Annotated in this window: 16 protein-coding genes; 7 read left to right on the forward strand and 9 right to left on the reverse strand. The window is 65.8% G+C overall.

Features of this window, described 5'->3' with window-relative positions:
* The first annotated feature begins 200 nt into the window (after positions 1-200).
* The 4 genes from PU724_RS16515 (at position 201) to PU724_RS16530 (ending at position 3,719) form a co-directional block, all read left to right on the forward strand.
* A complete protein-coding gene (locus PU724_RS16515) occupies positions 201-1,001 on the forward strand; it encodes an N-formylglutamate amidohydrolase (protein ID WP_354420124.1) in 801 nt (266 codons plus the stop codon).
* A 30-nt stretch (positions 1,002-1,031) separates the two neighbouring features.
* Positions 1,032-1,340: a DUF1244 domain-containing protein gene (locus PU724_RS16520; RefSeq protein ID WP_354420125.1), complete on the forward strand. Its 309-nt coding sequence runs from the start codon at positions 1,032-1,034 to the stop codon at positions 1,338-1,340.
* Positions 1,341-1,422: 82 nt separating this feature from the next.
* Positions 1,423-2,337, forward strand: a complete 915-nt coding sequence (locus tag PU724_RS16525; protein WP_354420126.1) for an alpha/beta fold hydrolase — start codon at positions 1,423-1,425, stop codon at positions 2,335-2,337.
* Between the two features lie 200 nt (positions 2,338-2,537).
* Entirely contained in the window at positions 2,538-3,719 is a 1,182-nt protein-coding gene (locus PU724_RS16530; protein ID WP_426213375.1) for an MFS transporter, read from the forward strand.
* Here PU724_RS16530 and PU724_RS16535 read toward each other — a convergent pair.
* The gene (locus PU724_RS16535; protein ID WP_354420127.1) at positions 3,677-4,591 is read right to left on the reverse strand and encodes a LysR family transcriptional regulator; all 915 of its coding nucleotides are present in this window, start codon (positions 4,589-4,591) and stop codon (positions 3,677-3,679) included. The two genes, PU724_RS16530 and PU724_RS16535, sit on opposite strands and share 43 nt — an antisense overlap.
* A 94-nt stretch (positions 4,592-4,685) precedes the next feature.
* On the opposite strand from PU724_RS16535, the gene PU724_RS16540 reads away from it, so the two are divergent.
* Entirely contained in the window at positions 4,686-5,645 is a 960-nt protein-coding gene (locus tag PU724_RS16540; RefSeq protein WP_354420128.1) for an SDR family oxidoreductase, read from the forward strand.
* Between the two features lie 50 nt (positions 5,646-5,695).
* On the opposite strand, the gene PU724_RS16545 is transcribed toward PU724_RS16540, so the two are convergent.
* The 6 genes from PU724_RS16545 to PU724_RS16570 all read right to left on the reverse strand — a co-directional run bounded on the left by PU724_RS16545 (position 5,696) and on the right by PU724_RS16570 (position 13,874).
* Positions 5,696-5,854 (reverse strand): DUF3309 family protein, encoded by a 159-nt coding sequence (locus PU724_RS16545; protein WP_127283862.1) that lies wholly within the window; start codon positions 5,852-5,854, stop codon positions 5,696-5,698.
* A gap of 97 nt (positions 5,855-5,951) precedes the next feature.
* On the reverse strand, positions 5,952-9,122 hold the full coding sequence (locus tag PU724_RS16550) for an efflux RND transporter permease subunit (RefSeq protein ID WP_354420129.1): 3,171 nt from the start codon (positions 9,120-9,122) through the stop codon (positions 5,952-5,954).
* Positions 9,123-9,194: 72 nt separating this feature from the next.
* Positions 9,195-10,370 (reverse strand): efflux RND transporter periplasmic adaptor subunit, encoded by a 1,176-nt coding sequence (locus PU724_RS16555; RefSeq protein WP_127283864.1) that lies wholly within the window; start codon positions 10,368-10,370, stop codon positions 9,195-9,197.
* A gap of 161 nt (positions 10,371-10,531) precedes the next feature.
* Positions 10,532-11,140: a hypothetical protein gene (locus PU724_RS16560; protein WP_292100998.1), complete on the reverse strand. Its 609-nt coding sequence runs from the start codon at positions 11,138-11,140 to the stop codon at positions 10,532-10,534.
* Positions 11,137-13,410 (reverse strand): xanthine dehydrogenase family protein molybdopterin-binding subunit, encoded by a 2,274-nt coding sequence (locus tag PU724_RS16565; RefSeq protein WP_354420130.1) that lies wholly within the window; start codon positions 13,408-13,410, stop codon positions 11,137-11,139. Before PU724_RS16565 ends, PU724_RS16560 begins: the two co-directional genes overlap by 4 nt.
* Positions 13,411-13,412: 2 nt before the next feature.
* Entirely contained in the window at positions 13,413-13,874 is a 462-nt protein-coding gene (locus PU724_RS16570; RefSeq protein WP_320255275.1) for a (2Fe-2S)-binding protein, read from the reverse strand.
* A 126-nt stretch (positions 13,875-14,000) separates the two neighbouring features.
* On the opposite strand from PU724_RS16570, the gene PU724_RS16575 reads away from it, so the two are divergent.
* Complete coding sequence (locus PU724_RS16575; RefSeq protein WP_292101004.1) at positions 14,001-14,597, forward strand: TetR/AcrR family transcriptional regulator; 597 nt, start codon at positions 14,001-14,003, stop codon at positions 14,595-14,597.
* A 24-nt stretch (positions 14,598-14,621) separates the two neighbouring features.
* Here the strand turns inward: PU724_RS16575 and PU724_RS16580 are convergent, their stop codons facing one another.
* Positions 14,622-15,752 (reverse strand): patatin-like phospholipase family protein, encoded by a 1,131-nt coding sequence (locus PU724_RS16580; protein WP_354420131.1) that lies wholly within the window; start codon positions 15,750-15,752, stop codon positions 14,622-14,624.
* Between the two features lie 185 nt (positions 15,753-15,937).
* On the reverse strand, positions 15,938-17,026 hold the full coding sequence (locus PU724_RS16585) for a citrate synthase/methylcitrate synthase (RefSeq protein ID WP_354420132.1): 1,089 nt from the start codon (positions 17,024-17,026) through the stop codon (positions 15,938-15,940).
* Positions 17,027-17,135: 109 nt separating this feature from the next.
* On the opposite strand from PU724_RS16585, the gene PU724_RS16590 reads away from it, so the two are divergent.
* Positions 17,136-18,278: a citrate/2-methylcitrate synthase gene (locus PU724_RS16590; protein ID WP_354420168.1), complete on the forward strand. Its 1,143-nt coding sequence runs from the start codon at positions 17,136-17,138 to the stop codon at positions 18,276-18,278.
* Positions 18,279-18,305 lie beyond the last annotated feature (27 nt).

Raw genomic sequence — 18,305 nt, forward strand, 5'->3', positions numbered from 1 at the left:
TTCGGCAAACTCCGGGCGCATGTCAACGCGCCGTTTTGTTCAATTCCAATCGATTTAGAAAGGCCCCAGGCGCGATTTGCCGCCATGCTTTGGATTCTTCGCAGAAACCGTGGCCAAACAACGGCATTGCGCCAGCGTCCTCTTCGTGGAATGACGTTACCACCCTGCCGGGAAGCCAGCGACCAGACCATTTCCAGCCGATGACCCGATCCACAGTTTTCGCGCCTTTCGATATTGTCGAAGGCGACCGCAAGCGAGGCATCGTTCTGCTTGGCGATCATGCCCGCCGCGCGCTGCCGGAAGAGTATGGCAGCCTCGGCCTGCCGGCGAGCGAGTTCGAGCGCCACATCGCCTACGACATCGGCGTCGAGACGGTGACGCGCGAACTGGCGGCGACGCTCGGCGTGCCGGCGGTGCTGGCCAATTTCTCGCGGCTTTTGATCGATCCCAATCGCGGCGAAGACGACCCGACGCTGATCCGCCAGCTCTATGACGGCACCATCGTGCCGGGCAATTATCCGATGGCTCCAGAAGAACGCGAGCGACGGCTCGACCGCTTCTACCGGCCCTATCACGACGCCGTCGGCGCCATGATCGCCTCGGTGGCCGAGGCGTCAGCCAAGGCGCCCTTCATCTTCTCAATCCATTCCTTTACGCCCGTCATGCAAGGCATCCGGCGGCCCTGGCATGTAGGCATATTGTGGGACCTGGATGATCGCGTGGCGCGGCCGCTGATCGACATGCTGGCCGAGGACAAGAACCTCGTCGTCGGCGACAACGAACCCTATGACGGCGCGCTGCGCGGCGACACCATGTTCCGGCACGCCATCGTCAACGGCTTTGCCCACGCGCTGCTCGAGATCCGCCAGGATCTGATCGCCGGGCGCGAGGGCGCCCTCGCCTGGGCCGAGCGGCTGGCGCCGATCGTTGACGCGATCGATGGCCGTCCCGATATACATCGGGTGAAGATGTTCGGCTCGCGCACCGGGCCGGTATCATAGGGCCTGAGAAGGGCCCAAGGAGTGCATGACATGACCGAACTCAGCGATGAGCAGAAGCGCGATTTCGAGGCCGCCGCCTTCCGCCGGCTTCTCGATCACCTGCGCCAGCGCGGCGACGTGCAGAACATCGACCTGATGAACCTTGCCGGCTTCTGCCGCAACTGCCTGTCGAACTGGTATCGCGACGCGGCCGAGGCCGAGGGCGTCGCGCTATCCAAGGACGAGTCGCGCGAGATCGTCTACGGCATGCCCTATGCCGAATGGCAGGCGCTCCACCAGACCGAGGCGTCGGAGGCCAAAAAGGCCGAGTTCGAGGCAAGGCGACCGAAGGATCACTAGCGAATCTGGTGCGGTTCAAGGCGACGACGTTCGTTCGGCTGACCCGCTATGAACTTTAGCGGCTCGTTGCCGTTCTAAAGTCATGATGAAAGATACGACAGAGATTCCCGGCTTCACAAGCCGCGTGGTTGAAGGCGAGCGCGGCGGAATTTTCGTTTACGAAGGTGGCGACGGGTTTCCCGTACTTCTCCTGCACGGCTTTCCAGAGACGAACCTGATGTGGCGCGAGATCGCCCCATTGTTGGCGGGCGAATATAAGGTGATCGCGGCCGACCTGCCCGGATACGGGCGAAGCAACTGTCCAGACGAGCGCTTGAGAGACGCTATGTCGAAGCGCGAGATCGCCACGACGCTGGTGGAAGCCATGCGATCCGCCGGCCATGATCGCTTCGCCATAGTCGGCCACGACCGAGGAGGCAGAGTTGCCTATCGGGCCGCGCTTGACCATCCCGCATGCGTATCTCACGTCGCGGTGTTGGACGTTGTGCCAACTTTCGACGTGTGGGATCGCGCTGACGCGCGCCTTGCCTTGGCTTTCTGGCCGTTTTCGCTGCTCGCGCAACCATCTCCTCTTCCAGAGCGCCTGATTTTCTCCGCGCCCGGCGCGGTCGTGGACAATGCGCTTGGTGAGTGGGGAACACCGCGAGACGTTTTTCCCGACTGGGTTCGAGAGACCTATATTGCCGCCCTGAGCGATCCTGGCCATATCCATGCAATCTGCGAGGAATATCGCGCAGCGGCGAGTATCGACCGCGAGAACGACGCGGCAGATCTCGGTGCTGGCCGGCGCATCAATTGCCCTCTGCTCGCCCTTTGGAGCGAAAGCGGCGCCCTGGCGAGCTGGTACGACGATGCCGGGGGTCCCTTGGCCCTCTGGCGCCGGTGGGCGATCGATGTACAGGGAAGGGCGATGACGGGAGGACACTTCTTCCCTGAGGAGCATCCAGCGATCACGGCTGGTGTGATAACCGATTTTCTCAAGAGTCGAATGTCTTGATAACTGTCCTTGGCTGACTTGGCGGTCACCCTGCAACGACATGCGCCGGCATGCGGATGGCCTGTCCACGAGTTTGTCGTTGACGCTGTGAACCAACCCGATGTCGCCGCTTTGGCCCAAGCACTTCTGCCGGCTCAGCGCTTGACTATGAATTGAATCGATCTAATTTTCTGCCCAAATCCACCGGCGTACTTCACATCATGAGCGTGCAAATCACGATGCAAGCCGCGACGCGCGGACGCTGGGCCGTGGCCGGCATCTTCCTCGCCAACGGCTTTCTGACCGGGAGCTGGGCACCGCAGATCCCGGTGTTCCTGACCCGGCTGGACATCTCGAAATTCACGCTCGGCCTGCTGATCCTCCTGTTCGGCGCCGGCGCGGTGGCGGCGATGACCTGGTGCGGCCATCTGATCTCCAGGCATGGCTCCCGCGCCGTGCTGCGCTCGTTCGGCCTGTGCGGCAGCTTCGGCCTGCTGGCCGTTGCGCTCGCCCCCAATGTGCCGCTGGCGGCCATCGCCATGTTCATCTTCGGCGGCTCGATCGGCGGCATGGACGTCGCCATGAACGCCAACGCGGTGGCGGTGGAAAGAAGGCTCTCCCGCGCCATCATGTCGTCCTCGCACGGCTTCTGGAGCCTTGGCGGTTTCGCCGGCGGCGCGCTGGGCGGCTTCGCCATCCAGAACTACGGCCATTTCGCCCATGCGACGGTGGTGACGGTGCTCGCCTTCGCGGTGATCGCGCTCGCTGTCGGCCATCTCATTGTTGAGGACAAGCCCGAGGCCGCCGAGCATCGGAAATTCTCACTGCCGGCGAATCCGCTGGTCTATCTGGTCGGGCTGATGGCTTTGCTGACGATGGTCTCCGAGGGCGCGGTGCTCGACTGGGCGGCGCTCTACCTGCAGCAGGAGCTCGGCGCCGACCTTGCCATCGCCGGCCTTGCTTACGCGGCCTTTTCGGGCGTCATGGCATTGATGCGCTTCCTCGGCGACGGCGTGCGCAACCGCTTCGGCGCGGTGGCGACGCTGCGCGGCTCGGCCCTTGTCGCCGCCGCCGGCATGCTGGTGGCCGGCCTGTCGCCCTCGCCCTGGCTTGCGATCGCCGCCTTTGCCTTTTGCGGCTTCGGCATCGCCAATATGGTGCCGATCATCTTCTCGGCCGGCGGCAACCAGGAAGGCATGTCATCCGGCACTGGCATGAGCGTCGTCACCACCATGGGCTATTCCGGCATACTGGTGGCGCCGTCGGCGATCGGCTTCGTCGCCGAGCATTCGAGCTTCGGCCCGATCTTCGTCGCCCTGTCGGGGCTGTTGATCGTCGTCCTGTTGATGGCCGGGCTTGCTCACCGCGCCGAGTTCGCTCCGGAACCGGCACCGGCCGAATAGCGCTTCAGCTCCTCGTAGAGGAAGTCGGCGACGCGGCGGATGCGCACGCTGCTGCGCACGTCGCGATGCATGGCCAGCCACACCGGCAGCACCGGCAGTGGAAGCTGTGGCAGCACGATCTCCACCAGCGGATCGCGCTCGGCCAGCGGACGCTGGCCAAGGCCGATGCCATTACCGGCCCGCACCGCCTCCCACAAAACGATCTGATTGTCGGTCCTTAAGCGAAAGCTGTTGCGGCTGACCGGAATGCCGTACCCGGCAAAGCCTCGGATCATCTCGTCGCTGCGATCGAAGCCGATCAGCGCATGGCCGGCAAGGTCGGCGGGCTCCAGTGGGCGGCCGCCCCTGCCGAGATAGGATTTGGCCGCGCAGGCGCAGAGCGGAATGTCGGCGACCTTGCGCGCCACCAGCTCGTTCTGCGCCGGCTTGACCATGCGGATGGCGATATCGGCATCCCGGCGCAACAGGTTCTCGACCTGGTTCGAGGCGACGATCTCGACTTCGATGCCCGGTTCCTCAACACCAAGCCGCGCCGTGATCTCCGGCAGCACATAGGCCGCCACCACCTCGCTGGCGGCGATGCGCACCGTGCCCTCGATCGCCTCGACCGACCCCAGCGCCAGCAGCGAAAAGGCGCTCGCCTGCTCGCTCACCGCGCGGCCGCGTTCGAAGAGCACGCTGCCGGCCTCGGTCAGCGCGTAGCCGCTGCGGCCGCGACGGAACAGCGTCACGCCGAGCGCCTGCTCAAGCTCGGCGATGTGCCGGCCGAGTGTCGGCTGGCTCGCCACAAGCTTTCGCGCGGCGGCCGACAGGCTGCCGGTCTCCGCCACGGCGACGAAACTCTTGATCAGGTTCCAGTCAATCTCTGCCATTCATTTATGAATATCAAAACGTCAACATCAGTCAATTTCCATTCGTTTGCGAAAGGCCCAGATTGAGGGCCCAACGCAAACACGGAGACGAGAAATGACCAAGATCGCAATCCTCGGCGCCAATGGCCGGCTCGGCCGCGTCGTCGGCAAGGCCTTCATCGACGCCGGCTTCGACGTCCGCGCCGTCACCCGCAGCGGCAAGGTGCCGGCCGACCTCAAGGGCGCCGCGGCGATAGCCGGCGATGCGCTCGACCGCGGCTCGCTGATCCGCGCGACGCAAGGCGTCGACATCATCTTCAATGGCCTCAACCCGATCTACACCGACTGGGGCAAATGCCTGCCGATGGCCGAGAATGTCATGGCCGCCTGCGGCGCCAACGGCGCGCTGCATCTGTTCCCCGGCACCGTCTACAATTACGGCTCGCCGATGCCTCGCGTGATCACGGAAGACACGCCGTTCCGGCCGACGACCGAGAAGGGCCGCATCCGCGTCGCCATGGAGGATCTGTTTCGCCGCGAGGCCGAGGCCGGCCGCGTGCGCACCATTCTGCTCAGGGCGGGCGACTTCTTCGGCGGCACCGGCAGCGGCTCCTGGTTCGATCTGGTCGTCGCCGCCAAGATGGCGAAGGGCATCTACACGGCGCCCGGTCCGGCCGATCTCGTCCACGAATGGGCCTATCTGCCGGATTTCGCAGCGGCTTTCGTCGGCCTGGCGCGCAATCTCGACAAGCTCGGCTTCTATGAGGCGCTCAACTTCCCCGGCCATGCCGTCACCGACCTCGATATCAAGGCCGCGGCCGAGAATGCGCTCGGGAGCAAGCTGAAGCTCGGCTTCATGCCGTGGTGGGTGCTGCGCGCCGGCAGCCCGTTCGTGGCGATGTGGCGTGAGATCGTCTCGATGTCCTACCTTCGTTTCGAGGAGCACCAGCTGGTCTCGACACGGCTGGAGGAGATCATTGGCGAAATCCCGCACACTCCTCTCGATCAGGCGGTGAAGGAGGCCATGCGGGATATCGGCATTGCCGTCGCTCCCGCTTCGCGCGAGGCCGCCTGACTGCGGCCGACGACGACCGGGCCTCCGAGGAAGCTCGGTCGCATAAGGGATCAGATTCTGCCCATCAACAACAGGATCAAAAGCACCACCAGGATGACGCCGACGATGCCCGAAGGGCCATAGCCCCAGGAGCGCGAATGCGGCCATGCCGGCACGGCGCCGATCAGGATGAGGATGAGAATGATGACGAGAAGTGTGCTGACCGTCATGAGAAAGCCCTCGCCGTGAGGTGAAGTTATGCTGGGACAATGCAAAAGGCCGCCCGGTTGTTCCCCGGGCGGCCTTTATCTTCCTGGTTGAGCTGACTTATTCGGCGGCTTTCTGGAAGGCGATGGCCGGCTCGGCGCCCGCATCGTCGCCTGGGACAGTCGTTGAAACCTTGCCCTTGCCGCGACCGAACAGCCGCCGGAAAAACGCGTTGAAGCGACTGTCCTTGCTGCGCGTGAACACCATCAGCATCGATGGCGTCACCACCAGCGTCAGCAAGGTGGCGAAGGACAGGCCGAAGACGATCGCCGACGACAGCGATATCCACCACTGCGTCGACGGCGCGTTGATCGTCGTCTCGTGATGGAAGATCTCGAGGCCGAGGCCGAAGGCGATCGGCAAGACGCCGAGGATCGCCGACACCGCCGTCAGCACCACCGGACGGGCGCGCTCGCGGCAGGTCTGCAGCACCGCGTCCATCTTGTCCCAGCCTTCCTCGCGCAACCGGTCGTAAGTGTCGATCAGCACGATGTTGTTGTTCACCACCACGCCGGCGAGCGCGATGACGCCGATGCCGGACATGACGATGCCGAAGGCTTCGCCCGTCAGAAGCAGCCCGAGGAAGACGCCGACCGTCGCCATGACCACGCAGGACAGCACCAGCCAGACGCTGGTGAACTTGTTGAACTGCATGAGCAGCACCAGGAAGATCAGGAAGATCGCCGCGCCGAAGGCCTTGCTGAGGAAGGCGCCGGCCTCGGCGCTGTCCTCGTTGGAGCCGGCGAGCTTCCAGCGGATGCCGCTGCCCAGCTCCATCTCGGAGACGGCCTTGGTCACTTCCTGCTGCACCGCCGCGACCTGGGCGCCGGCGCTGACATTGGCTTGCACCACCACCGTGCGCGCGCCGTCGATGCGGTTGAGGATGCCGACCGTCGGCTCGGGCTTGCGCACGACGAAGTTCGAGATCGGCACCGAGCCTTGCGAGGTCTGTACCCTCAGCTCATCCAGCGTCGACAGCGTGCGCCGGTCCTCGGGCAGGCGCAGCCTTATGTCGACGGCGTCGTCCGCCCCGGCGGGCCGGTATTCCGAGAGCTTCAGGCCGTTGGTGACCAGTTGCACCACCGTGCCGACCGAGGTCGGGCTGATGCCGTATTGCGCCGCCTTGGCGCGGTCGACCTCGAGCGCCCAGTCGACGCCCGGCGGCGGCAGGCCGTCCGATATGTCGATGACGTTAGGGATCTTGGCGATCCGCGCCGCCACCGCGCGCGCCTTGTCGTCGAGCCCCTTGGGATCGGCGGCCGAAAGCCTGATTTGGATCGGCTTGCCGGTCGGCGGGCCGGCTTCCGGCACGCGCACCTCGACATCGACGCCGGGAATGCCGGCCATGACGCCGCGCAGGTCGCTGAGGATCTGGTTGGCCGACTTGCGCTCGCGCCAGTCGACGAACTCGTACTGGATGACGCCGACGACATCCTCAGGAATGTCCTGACCGCCGCCTTGCGTCTTGCCGGCGCGCGTATAGACCGACTTCACCCCCGGCCAGCCGAGCAGCCGGTTTTCCGCTTCCTTGGTGGCGGCGTCCATCTCGGCCAGCGAAAGGTTGCCGCGCGCATGCACGTAGAGCAGGCCGTAATCCGGCTCGACGCTGGGGAAGAATTCGACGCCGGCACCGTATTTCGAATAGGCGAAGCCGACGCCGACCAGCAGGCCGACGGTGAGCAGTATCACGGTGATCGGGAAGCGCACCGCCTGCTTGACCAGCGCCATGTACCAGCCGTCGCGGTTCTCGTCCTCATCATGCTTGGGCGCCTTGGCGAAGATGGCGCCCAGCGTCGGCGCGAACACCAGCGCATAGAGCATCGAAGCCGACAGCGTCACGATCAGCGTGATCGGCATGTATTTCATGAAGTCGCCGATGATGCCCGGCCAGAACAAAAGCGGCGAGAAGGCGGCGATGCGCGTCATCGTCGCGGCGATGACCGGACCGGCCATGCGCCTTGCGGCCAGCGCGAAGGCGTCCGCCTTCGGCATGCCTTCGCTCATGCGCCGCTCGGCGAATTCGGTAACGATGATGGCATCATCGACCAGCATGCCGACCGCCAGGATGAGGCTGAACAGCACGATCATGTTGATCGTGTAGCCCATCATGGCGAGCAGCAGGATGCCGATCAGGAAGGACGACGGAATGGCCAGCCCGATCAGCAAAGAGGCCCGGCCAGACAGCGCGTAGAGGATGACGATGAACACCAGGATGACGGCGATCATCACGTGGTTCTGCAGGTCGCCGAGCAGCTGGTTGACGAAGACCGACTTGTCCTGCGTGTAGGTGACATGCATGCCTTCCGGCATCGTCTTGATGAAGCTGTCGGACACTTCCCTGACGTGGTTCAGCGTGTCGATCAGATTGGCGCCGATGCGCTTCTTCACCTCGATGGCGATGGCCGGCTTGCCGTCGAGGCGCGTCACCGTCTCGGCGTCCTTGAAGGTGGAGCGGATGGTGGCGATGTCCTTGGCCTGCACCACGGCATTCGGCGTGGCGACGACCGGCAGGTTGGCGACATCCTCCGGCGTCTCGATCAGCGACGGCACCTTGACCGCGTATTTGCCTTCCGAGCCCTCGAGATTGCCGGCCGCGACCAGGCTGTTGGAGGCGCCGACGCCTTGCATCACCTGGTCGAGCTGCAGCCCGTAGGAGGACAGCTTGACCGGGTCGATGACGACTTCGACCAGATCGTCGCGCGCGCCCTGCAGCGAGCCTTCGAGCACGCCGGGCACTTCCTCGATGCGGTCGCGCAATTCGCGCGCCGCCGCCGTCAGCACGCGCTCCGGCACGTCGCCGGACAGCGTCACGACAAGGACCGGGAATTCCGAGACGTTGACCTCGTTGACGGTCGGCTCCTCGGCGGCCTGCGGCAGGTCGGCCTTGGCGTCCTGCACCTTGCTGCGCGTGTCCTGCAGCGCCGTCGCCAGATTGGTCTGCGGCTGGAACTCGACCAGCACGTAGCCGCCGCCCTGGAAGGCGGCCGAACGCATCTCCTTGAGGCCCTTCAGGCTTTTCAGCTTGCTTTCCATCGGGCGCAGAAGAAGGCGCTCGGAATCCTCCGGCGAGATGCCCTGATAGATCAGGCTGATATACATCATCGGAATCGGAACGTCGGGCTCCGCTTCCTTCGGCGTCGACTGATAGGCGACCCAGCCCGCCACGAGCAGGAACAGCAGCGCGGATATTGTGAGGCGGGCGTTGTGGATGGCGAGTCTGACGATATCCATGACTTATGCCTGCTGTTGTCTTCGAGGAGTCGCGATTTGGCCGACGCCGGGCGCGCCCGACATCGGACTGCGCTACTGCGTCCCGGAGGTGGCTTCGCCGATCAGCTTGTTGATGGTCGCCTGGTCGGCCTCGACCGGCTTGACCGCATCGCCTTCCTTCACCAGCTCCTGGCCGGCGACGATGATGCGCGCGTCACCTGGAATGCCGCCCAGCACCAGGCCGTTCGGCGTGTCGTCGACGAGATCGATCGGGTAGAACGCCACCTTGTTGTCCTTGCCGACGGCGCGGATGCCGAGGTCGCCCTTGTCGCCGAGCGTCACCACCGAACGCGGCAGCATGACCGCGTCGGTCGGCTGCGCGCTGAGCGTGATTTCGGCCGTCATGCCGGCGGGGATGGCGCCATCGGCATTGGGGATCGCCACTTCGACACGGAAGGTGCGGGTCTGCGATGAGGCGTCGCGGCTGATGTAGCGCACGGTGCCGGTGACCTTCTGGTCGTTCACAAGGCGCACATTGGCCTCGTCGCCGATCTTGATGTAGCGCAGGTCGCGCTCGCTGACCTCGCCGCGCGCGATCACCGGGTCGAGCTTGAGGATGGTCGCCACCTCACCGCCCTGCATCACCGAGCTGCCCAGTTCCACCGGAACGCGGTCGATGACGCCATCGAACGGCGCCTTGACCTCATTGCGGTCGAGCTCGGCTTGCGCGGTCTCCAGCTGGGATTGCGCGGACGTCAGGTTCGAGCGCGCGGTGTCGAGCTGCAGCGCCGGCAGATTGCCGGTTTTCATCAGCCGCAGGGCCGCTTCCAGCTCGGCCTGGCGCTGCACCAGAAGCTGCTTGGCGTTGTCGACATTGGAGATCTTCTCCTCGGCCGCCAGCATCAGCACGAGGTCGCCGGTCTTGACGCGCTGGCCCTGCTTGACCGGCAGCTGGTCGATGACGCCGGCGACCCGCGTCGCCAGCACCGCCCGCTTGTCGGCTTCGGTCAGCCCGGAGATGCGGATGGCGCGCGCATAGGTCTTGCGCGGCGGCGTCACCACCGCGACGGTGCGCAGCGGCGCCTTCGCCTCGGCCTCGGCGGCTTTCGGCTTGGCGGCCTCCGGCTGCGTAGCCTTCGAGGCGTCTTCTGCCTTCGGCTTGTCGGCGGCGGCGCTGCCCACGGACGAGAATTCACCAGTTCCCATCCAGGCTGCGAATCCGATAAGCACAACAATGGCTGCAAGCTTGTGAAACCTGATTTTCGGCATCGTCGTCGTTTCCACTGCGGGGTTCGGCCAGGCCGCTTCTTTCAGATGCGGGCGCGTCGCCGATATGGGTGCGCGCAAGGCCCTATTCAATTTGCCGTGATAGGCGAAGCGCCGCTTCTACCTCAAAGTTGCAACGCAAAATAGTCAGAAACTTTGATGGATTATTGCGCTGCCGGACAGGGCGCGCCCGCCGCCATCCAGTTCTCGATCGCTGTGTATGTCTCCTCCGCCGAGCCTGGCGCCGGCTCACGATCCGCTCCCGGGGCCCAGCCCCAGGCAACCAGTTTGTCGTCGCGAACATGCAGCGCGACATCCTGCAGGCTGCGCCCGCCATTGCGGGCGGGGTCCTTGATCTGGGCGCAGATTTCGGCCGAGGACTTTCCGAACCAGACCATCTCGGCCGGCGCCAGATGCCAGTTCTCGGCCCCCGGCGGCCCGTGCAATGCCTTGGAATTGCTGGAGAAATGGCACGTCGTGCAACGCAGGCCGGGATTGCCGAAGCCGGAGCCGTCGGCGCCGCGCTGGACATTGAAGCCATGCACGCGCGTGCCGCCATAATGCGCGCCGGACCAGCGCGGCCGGTCGTCGGCGACATGGCAGTCGGCGCAGCGTGGATGCGAGAACACCGCATAGACCTTGTCCCATTCGGGCAGACCCTTGGCCGTGTCGACTGCTGCTGGGGCTGGTTGCTGGGACTCCTGCGCGGTTGCAAAAGGCGCCGCCAGCAACATGATGGCAGCAGGCGTCAGCATGATGAGAAGCTTCCTCATGCGAAGGTCACCTCTTTTGACAGCGGCAACCTACGGATGCGCTTGCCGGTCAGCGCGAAGATGGCATTGGCGAGCGCCGGAGCGGCCGGCGGCGTGCCGACCTCGCCGACGCCGCCCATCTTGTGGAAATTCTCCAGCACCGCCACCTCGAACACCGGGGCCTGGAAGATGCGCATGGCGTCGAAATCGTGGAAGTTCGACTGCTCGACCATGCCGTCGGCGAAGGTGATTTCCTGGCCCATCGCCGCCGACAGGCCGTAGATGGCGCCGGAGATGAGCTGCGCCTTGATGATGTCCGGGTCGAGCGCGGTGCCGACATCGGCAGCGATCCACACCTTCTCGATGCGGATGCCGGCCGGCGTGTCCGCGACCTGCACGATCTCGCCGACCCAACTGCCGAAGGACAGCGTGAAGGCCATGCCTTTGGCCTTGCCGGCCGGCAGCGCCTCGCCCCATTTCGCCATCCCGGCGACTGCCTCGACCACCTTCAGCGCCGACGGATAGGCGGCCATCAGCTTCTTGCGCAGTTCGACCGGGTCGGTTTTCCCGACGGCCGCGATCTCGTCCATGAAGCCTTCATGGAAGAAGCCGTTGATCGAGCTGCCGACCGAACGCCACGAGCCGACGGGAATCGAGACGGGCGCGGCGACGCCGCTCACCCGGTAGTTCGGGATCGTGTAGGGCTGGTCGTAGGCGCCATCGACGATGGTCTTGTCCGGTCCCATCGCCGACAGCGAGGGGAACAGCCGCCGCAAGGTGCTGGCGATCATCGATGGCGACGATACCTTCATGTCGACCGCGACCGGCAGGCCATCGTCGCCGAGCCGCGCCTGGAACCTGCCGATTGCCGCGGGGCGGTAGGCGTCGTGGCGCATGTCCTCCTCGCGCGTCCAGGTCACCTTGACCGGACGACCGCCGGCTTCCCTGGCCATCAGCGCCGCGCACAGCGCATAGTCCATCTCGACGCGCCGGCCGAAGCCACCGCCGAGGAAGGTTGTGTGCACCGTGACCTTGTCCTGCTCGATGCCGACCGCGTTGGCGCAGAGCTGGCGTACCAGCGTCGGCGCCTGGTTGCCGCACCAGATGTCGAGGGCGCCGTCCTTCAGCCGCGCCGTGGCGTTCATCGGCTCCATCGTCGCGTGCGCCAGGTACGGCACCGCATAGTCGGCCTCGACGATCTTTTCGCGTGGCGCGTCGGCGAAGGCGGTGTCGACATCGCCGTCGTTGCGGAGTGCCGAGCCCTTGGTGATGAGCGCCTGTTTCAGCGCCGCGTCGATGGCGGCGCTGTCCAGCGGATATTCGGGGTCGGCCCATTTGGCCTCGATCGCCTCGGCGGCCCTGAATGCCGCCCAGGTGTTTTCGGCGATGACGCCGAAGCCATGGCCGTAGCTGGTCTCGATCGGCACGATCTTGACCACGCCCGGCATTTTTTCCGCCTTGGACAGGTCGGCGCTCACCGGCTTCGACCAGAAGCGCGGGCTCATCTTCACCGTGCCGTAGAGCATCTCCGGCAGCCGGACATCGATGCCGAAGATCGGCGCGCCGGTGACCTTGGCCAGCATGTCGACGCGCTTCTGCGGCTTGCCGAGCAGCTTCCAGTCGACCCTGTCCTTGAGCCTGACCTCGGCGGGCGGCGGCATGGCGCTGGCTGAGGCGGCGACTTCGCCATAGGTGACCGATTTTCCCGACGCCTTGTGCAGGACCGTGCCGCTGGCGGTTTCCAGCTCGCCGGCCGAAACGCCGAGCTTCTGCGCCGCCGCCGCGATCAGCATCTGCCTTGCGGCAGCGCCCGCCTGCCGCATCTTGTCGAACCCGTCGCGCATCGAGGACGAGCCGCCGGTGCCCTGCAAAGCGAGCAGCTTCCCGACGACGCCGAGGCCGGAGCGCACCGCTTCCGCCGTCATGCTCTCGTCGAAGAAGGCGAACGGACCGCCCTCCTGGAGGATCGCCGCGTTGTAATAGGCATAGGAGGCCGGGCCGTGCTCGACCTTGACCTGGTCGAGACCGACATCGAGCTCCTCCGCGACCATGGCGGCAAGCGTCGTCGACACGCCTTGCCCCATCTCGGCGCGCGGCGCGACGATGGTGATGGTGTTGTCGGCGCCGATCTTCACATAAGGATTGAAGGTCGCCTCCCCCTTGCCGAGATCGGCCTCGAGCGGGTTCGCGAAGGGCTTGCGGTAGTAATAATAGCCGACGGCGACACCGCCGGCGACGGCGGCGGCGCCGATTAGGAAGGTGCGGCGGGCGATCTTTCCGATGCTGGCCATGATCAAAGCCCCGCCGTCTTCAGCGCCGCGGCTTTCTTGATCGCCGCGCGGATCTTCGGATAGGTGCCGCAGCGGCAGAGGTTGCCGCCCATGGCGTTGTCGATGTCGTCGTCGCTCGGGTCCGCCACCTCCTCGAGCAATGCCACCGCGCTCATGATCTGGCCGGCCTGGCAGTAGCCGCACTGCGCCACCTGCTCCTCGAGCCAGGCCTGCTGCACCGGGTGCAGCTTGCCGCCGGCGCCGATGCCTTCGATCGTGGTGATCGCGCCGCTGACTCCGCCGACCGGCAATGAGCAGGAGCGCACCGGCTGGCCGTCGACATGCACGGTGCAGGCGCCGCAAGCGGCGATGCCGCAGCCGAATTTCGGGCCCGTCTTGCCGACGAGATCGCGCAATGCCCACAACAGCGGCATTTCAGGATCGGCATCGATGTCGAACGATTGTCCATCGACGGTGAGGCGCATGGGGATACCCTTCGTTGTCGTCCACAGCCAGGAGCGAAATGGCAGGTCTCGGCCACTTCGCCTTCATACAACTTGACAAAATCCGTCATTTTGTCAATAGAGTTCGTACAGGATAGACTTGCCGCCATGATCGAAGCCGAGGACATTGCCGTCGACCCCAAGCGCGCCCGCATTCTGGAGGGCGCGATGAAGGTGTTCCTGGCCTATGGTTTTTCGCGCACCACCATGGACGACATCGCGCGCGCCGCCGACATGTCGCGGCCGGCGCTCTATCTGCTGTTCAGGAACAAGACCGACATTTTCCGCGCCATCGCCCTGATGCTGCTCGGCCGTTCGGTCGAACAGGCAAAGAGCGAGCTCGAAGGCGGCGGCGCCTTCGCCGAACGCATGATGCGCGCCGTCGACGCCGCGCTGATCTCGATGATAGGCGCCGTGCACGCCTCCCCGCACGGCGCCGAGCTGCTCGACATGAAGTCGAGCGTCGCCGACCTCGTCGGCTGCTGGCGCGGCGGCCTTGTCGAGCACATTGCCAGGGCGATCGAGGGCGAAGCGAAAGGGAACGGCGTCGACCTCGCCGCCAAGGGACTTTCGGCGCGGCTGCTCGCCGACATGCTGCTCGACGGGCTGGAGGGCATGAAGACGCGCATCAGCAATCCGGACGAGCAGCGGCAGGCCGCCGCCGCGCTGATCATGGTGATCGACCTGGTGCTGCACAAGGGTTGAAGTCGGCGGGCAGTACCCGGTGCGCTAGGCGCCGCGCCGCGCCTGCTCGGGCTTCCTGCGTATGGCGAGAAACTCCTTGACCCGCCGGCCCGGCGCCGGGCCGCGCACCGGCCGGTAGCCGTCGTCGAGTTCGCCGGACAGATCGAGCGTCGGCCGCTTGCCGACGGCGTCGTAGTTCTCCTCCAGCCAGTCGCTGGCGGCACTTCGGCCAAGATCGCGCAGATAGGCGAGGAAGGCCCATTCGGCATTGACCTTGGACGACGCCGACAGATCCTTGAACGCCTCGTCGGCATCGATGCGATGCATGCGGATGTCGCGGTACTCGCCATGCGGCAGCCGGCCGGCGGCGATCAGCTCCTTGACGAAGGCGATCGAGCGGAATTCGCGCAAAAGCCCGGCGTTGAAGGTGATCTCGTCGATGCGGTTCTGGATCTCGTTGGCGCTCCTCGGCGTGCCCTCGCGCACCACCGGGTTGATCTGCACCAGAAGCACGTCCTCGGTGGCAGTCGTCTTGAAGAACGGATAGAGCGCCGGATTGCCGCCGTAGCCGCCATCCCAGTAGGGCACGCCCTTGATCTCGACGGCGCGGAACAATTGCGGCAGGCAGGCCGAGGCCATCACCGTATCGAGGTCGATCTCGCCATCGGAAAAGACGCGCAACTGCCCGGTCTCGACATTGGTCGCCGAGATGAACAGCTCCACCGACTTGCAGGCGCGCACATTGGAGAAGTCGATCTCCTGCTTGACCACGTCGCGCAGCGGATTGAGGCCGAGCGGGTTGGCGACATAGGGGGAAAACACCCGCGACATCGTGTCGAAGAAGACATAGCCGGGCGTGTTCTCGATCGACCAGTTGCCCCAGGCGACGTCCCACGGCATGCGCTGCACCGGGCTGAAGCGGCCCTTCCGCGCTACCGCGCGCCAGAAATCGTCGAGCTTCTTGCGCGCGCCTTCGACGCCGCCACGGACGAAGCCGTCGGCCAGCGCCACCGCGTTCATGGCGCCGGCGCTGGTGCCGGAAACCGCAGAAATCTCCAGCCTTCCGTCCTCCAGCAGCCTGTCGAGCACGCCCCAGGAAAAGGCCCCGTGCGAGCCGCCCCCCTGCAGCGCGACGTTGATCTTCTTGTTTTCTTCCGCCTTGCCGTTCGTCGTCATGGCGTTCCTGTCGTTGGGTGGCGCAGCCTCATCCGGCCCGGGAATCGGGTCGGCGCGGCCGCGGCGGACCTATGTTGCAGTGCAGCATATAAGTCCTGACCAAGGCAAGAACACGAACACGCTCGCGTGATCACATGAAATTTCGCTCATGAGCGAGATTCTCCGCCTGAAGGCGGAGACCGACTTCAGGCGACGAGATCCGGCACCGGCCCGACATAGCGCGACTGCGGCCGGATCAGCCGCCCGGTCGTCTGCTGCTCGCGCGCATGGGCGATCCAGCCGGCGATGCGGCCCGCGGCGAAGACATTGGAGAACGCCTCCGCGGGAAAGCCCGCCGCTTCCAGCAGGAGCGCGGTGTAGAATTCGACATTGGTCTGGATCGAGCGCTGCGGCTTGGCGACCCGCAGCACCTCGAGCGCTGCCTGCTCGACCTCTTCGGCGAAGGCCAGCCGGCGGCCGGTTCCACCCTTGCCGCCCAGCTGCCGCACCACCGCCTTCAGCACGTCGGCGCGCGGATCGCGCACCCGGTAGATACGGTGGCCAAAGCCCATGATGCGCTCGCCATGCACGATCTCGTCGCGCAGCCAGCCGGCGGCGTCCCCGCTCGCCTCGATCGCGTCCAGCATTTCGACGACCGGTCCGGGCGCGCCGCCATGCAGCGGCCCCTTGAGCGCGCCGAGCCCGGCCAGGATCGCCGAGGTCAGCCCGGCCTGGGTCGAGGCGACGACGCGGGTGGCAAAAGTCGAGGCGTTGAGGCCATGGTCGCACACGGTGACCAGATAGGTGTCGAGCGCCCTGGCCAGGTCGGGTGAATCCGCCTTGCCGCTCAGCATCCGCAGCATGTCGGCGGCATGATCTGCACCCTTGTCCGGCGCGACCGCTTTGTCGCCGCGTTTTGCCCGCAGCAAGGCCGGCGTCAGCACCGCTGGCGCGGCGATCAGCCGGAGCGCATCCGCCAGCGTCCCGCCATCCTGCAGCAAGGCGATGCCGGCGCGCATGCCGCTGTAGACATCGAGCGCGGCCAGCGTCGGAAAAATCGGCTGCAGCCGCCGGAACACCTCGACCCGCGCCCGGCCGATCGCCTCGGCCAGTTCAGCATCGCCGGGAAGGTCGTCGAAGAAGCCGTCGAGCAACAGGCGCGCCACTTGCGGATAGCGCCAGCGGCCGGCCAGTTCCAGCAGCGAATGGCCACGGATCGTCAGCCGGCCGCCGAGGCCGTCGACATCGGAAAGCACGGTTTCAGCCGCCACCACATCATCGAGCCCGTTTGCCATGTCCGTCTCCTTCGCCATTTACGGAGCTGAATTAATGGTGCAAGTTCGAGGCATCAATCTTGATCAAGTGAATCAATATGTCCAAGCAATCGGCTGCATGACAAACAACATGTCCGAATGGCTGACGCGCGAGGAGGCGCTGGAACGGCTCAAGGTGCGGCCGCAGACGCTCTATGCCTATGTCAGCCGTGGCCGTATTGGCATGCGTCCGGACGCAGCCGATCCGCGCCGCAGCCAGTATCGTGCCGACGACATCGCCGCCCTCGCCACGCGCCGCGCGCGCGGCCGAAGCCCGCGAGCGATCGCAGAAAGCGCCATCGACTGGGGCGAGCCGGCTTTTGCCACCTCGATCTCGACCATCCAGCATGGCGGCCTTTTCTATCGCGGAAAGGATGCTGTGACGCTCTCCAGCGCGGCGACGCTGGAGGAGACGGCAAGCCTGCTCTGGGCAGCGGACGTCCCGGTGTCGTTTGCCTCGCCCGGCCGCGGTGACGCGCGCGACAGCGGTCGCGGCGCGGCATTCGCGACGCTGGCTGGACTGGCTGCCGAAGGCCGGCCTTCGCTGGGACGCGGGCCAGCCATGCTCTACCGCGATGCCGCCGACGCCATCGCGGCCCTGGCAGAGGCGCTCGGCGCGGCTGCGGGAAACGGCGCCGTGCATGAGAGATTGGCGCGCAGCTGGTCGGTCGGCGCTGCCGGCGCCAATCTGATACGCAGGGCATTGGTGCTGCTCGCCGATCACGAGTTGAACGCCTCGACCTTCGCCACGCGGGTCGCCGCGTCCACCGGCGCGTCAGTTGCCGCTTGCCTGCTTGCCGGTCTTGCCACCCTGTCCGGACCGCGCCATGGCGGCGCCGGCGAGGCCTTGCTCAATCTGGTCGAGGACGCCGAAAGGCTGGGAGCCGATGCGGCGGTCGAGCGCTGGCTTGGCCACGACCGGCCGCTGCCCGGCTTTGGCCATCCACTCTATCCGGAGGGCGACCCAAGGGCGGAGGCGTTGTTGGCCGATGTCGAGATCGATGGCTGTATGTCATGCCTCGGCGAGACCGTCCTCGGCGCGACGGGGGCGCGCCCGAACATCGACTTCGCGTTGGCCGCGCTGACGCGCCAGTTGCGCCTGCCGCCCGACGCGCCGTTCCGCCTGTTCGCGCTCGGGCGCAGCGTCGGCTCGGCCGCGCATGCCGTCGAGCAGGTCGTGAGCAACCGCCTGATCCGGCCGCGCGCCCGCTACGACGGGCCCGTCGGGATTTAGCGGAACTGGTGCTTATCAAAGCCAAGC

This window comes from Mesorhizobium abyssinicae, from assembly GCF_049887195.1.
Taxonomy (GTDB): Bacteria; Pseudomonadota; Alphaproteobacteria; order Rhizobiales; family Rhizobiaceae; genus Mesorhizobium; species Mesorhizobium abyssinicae.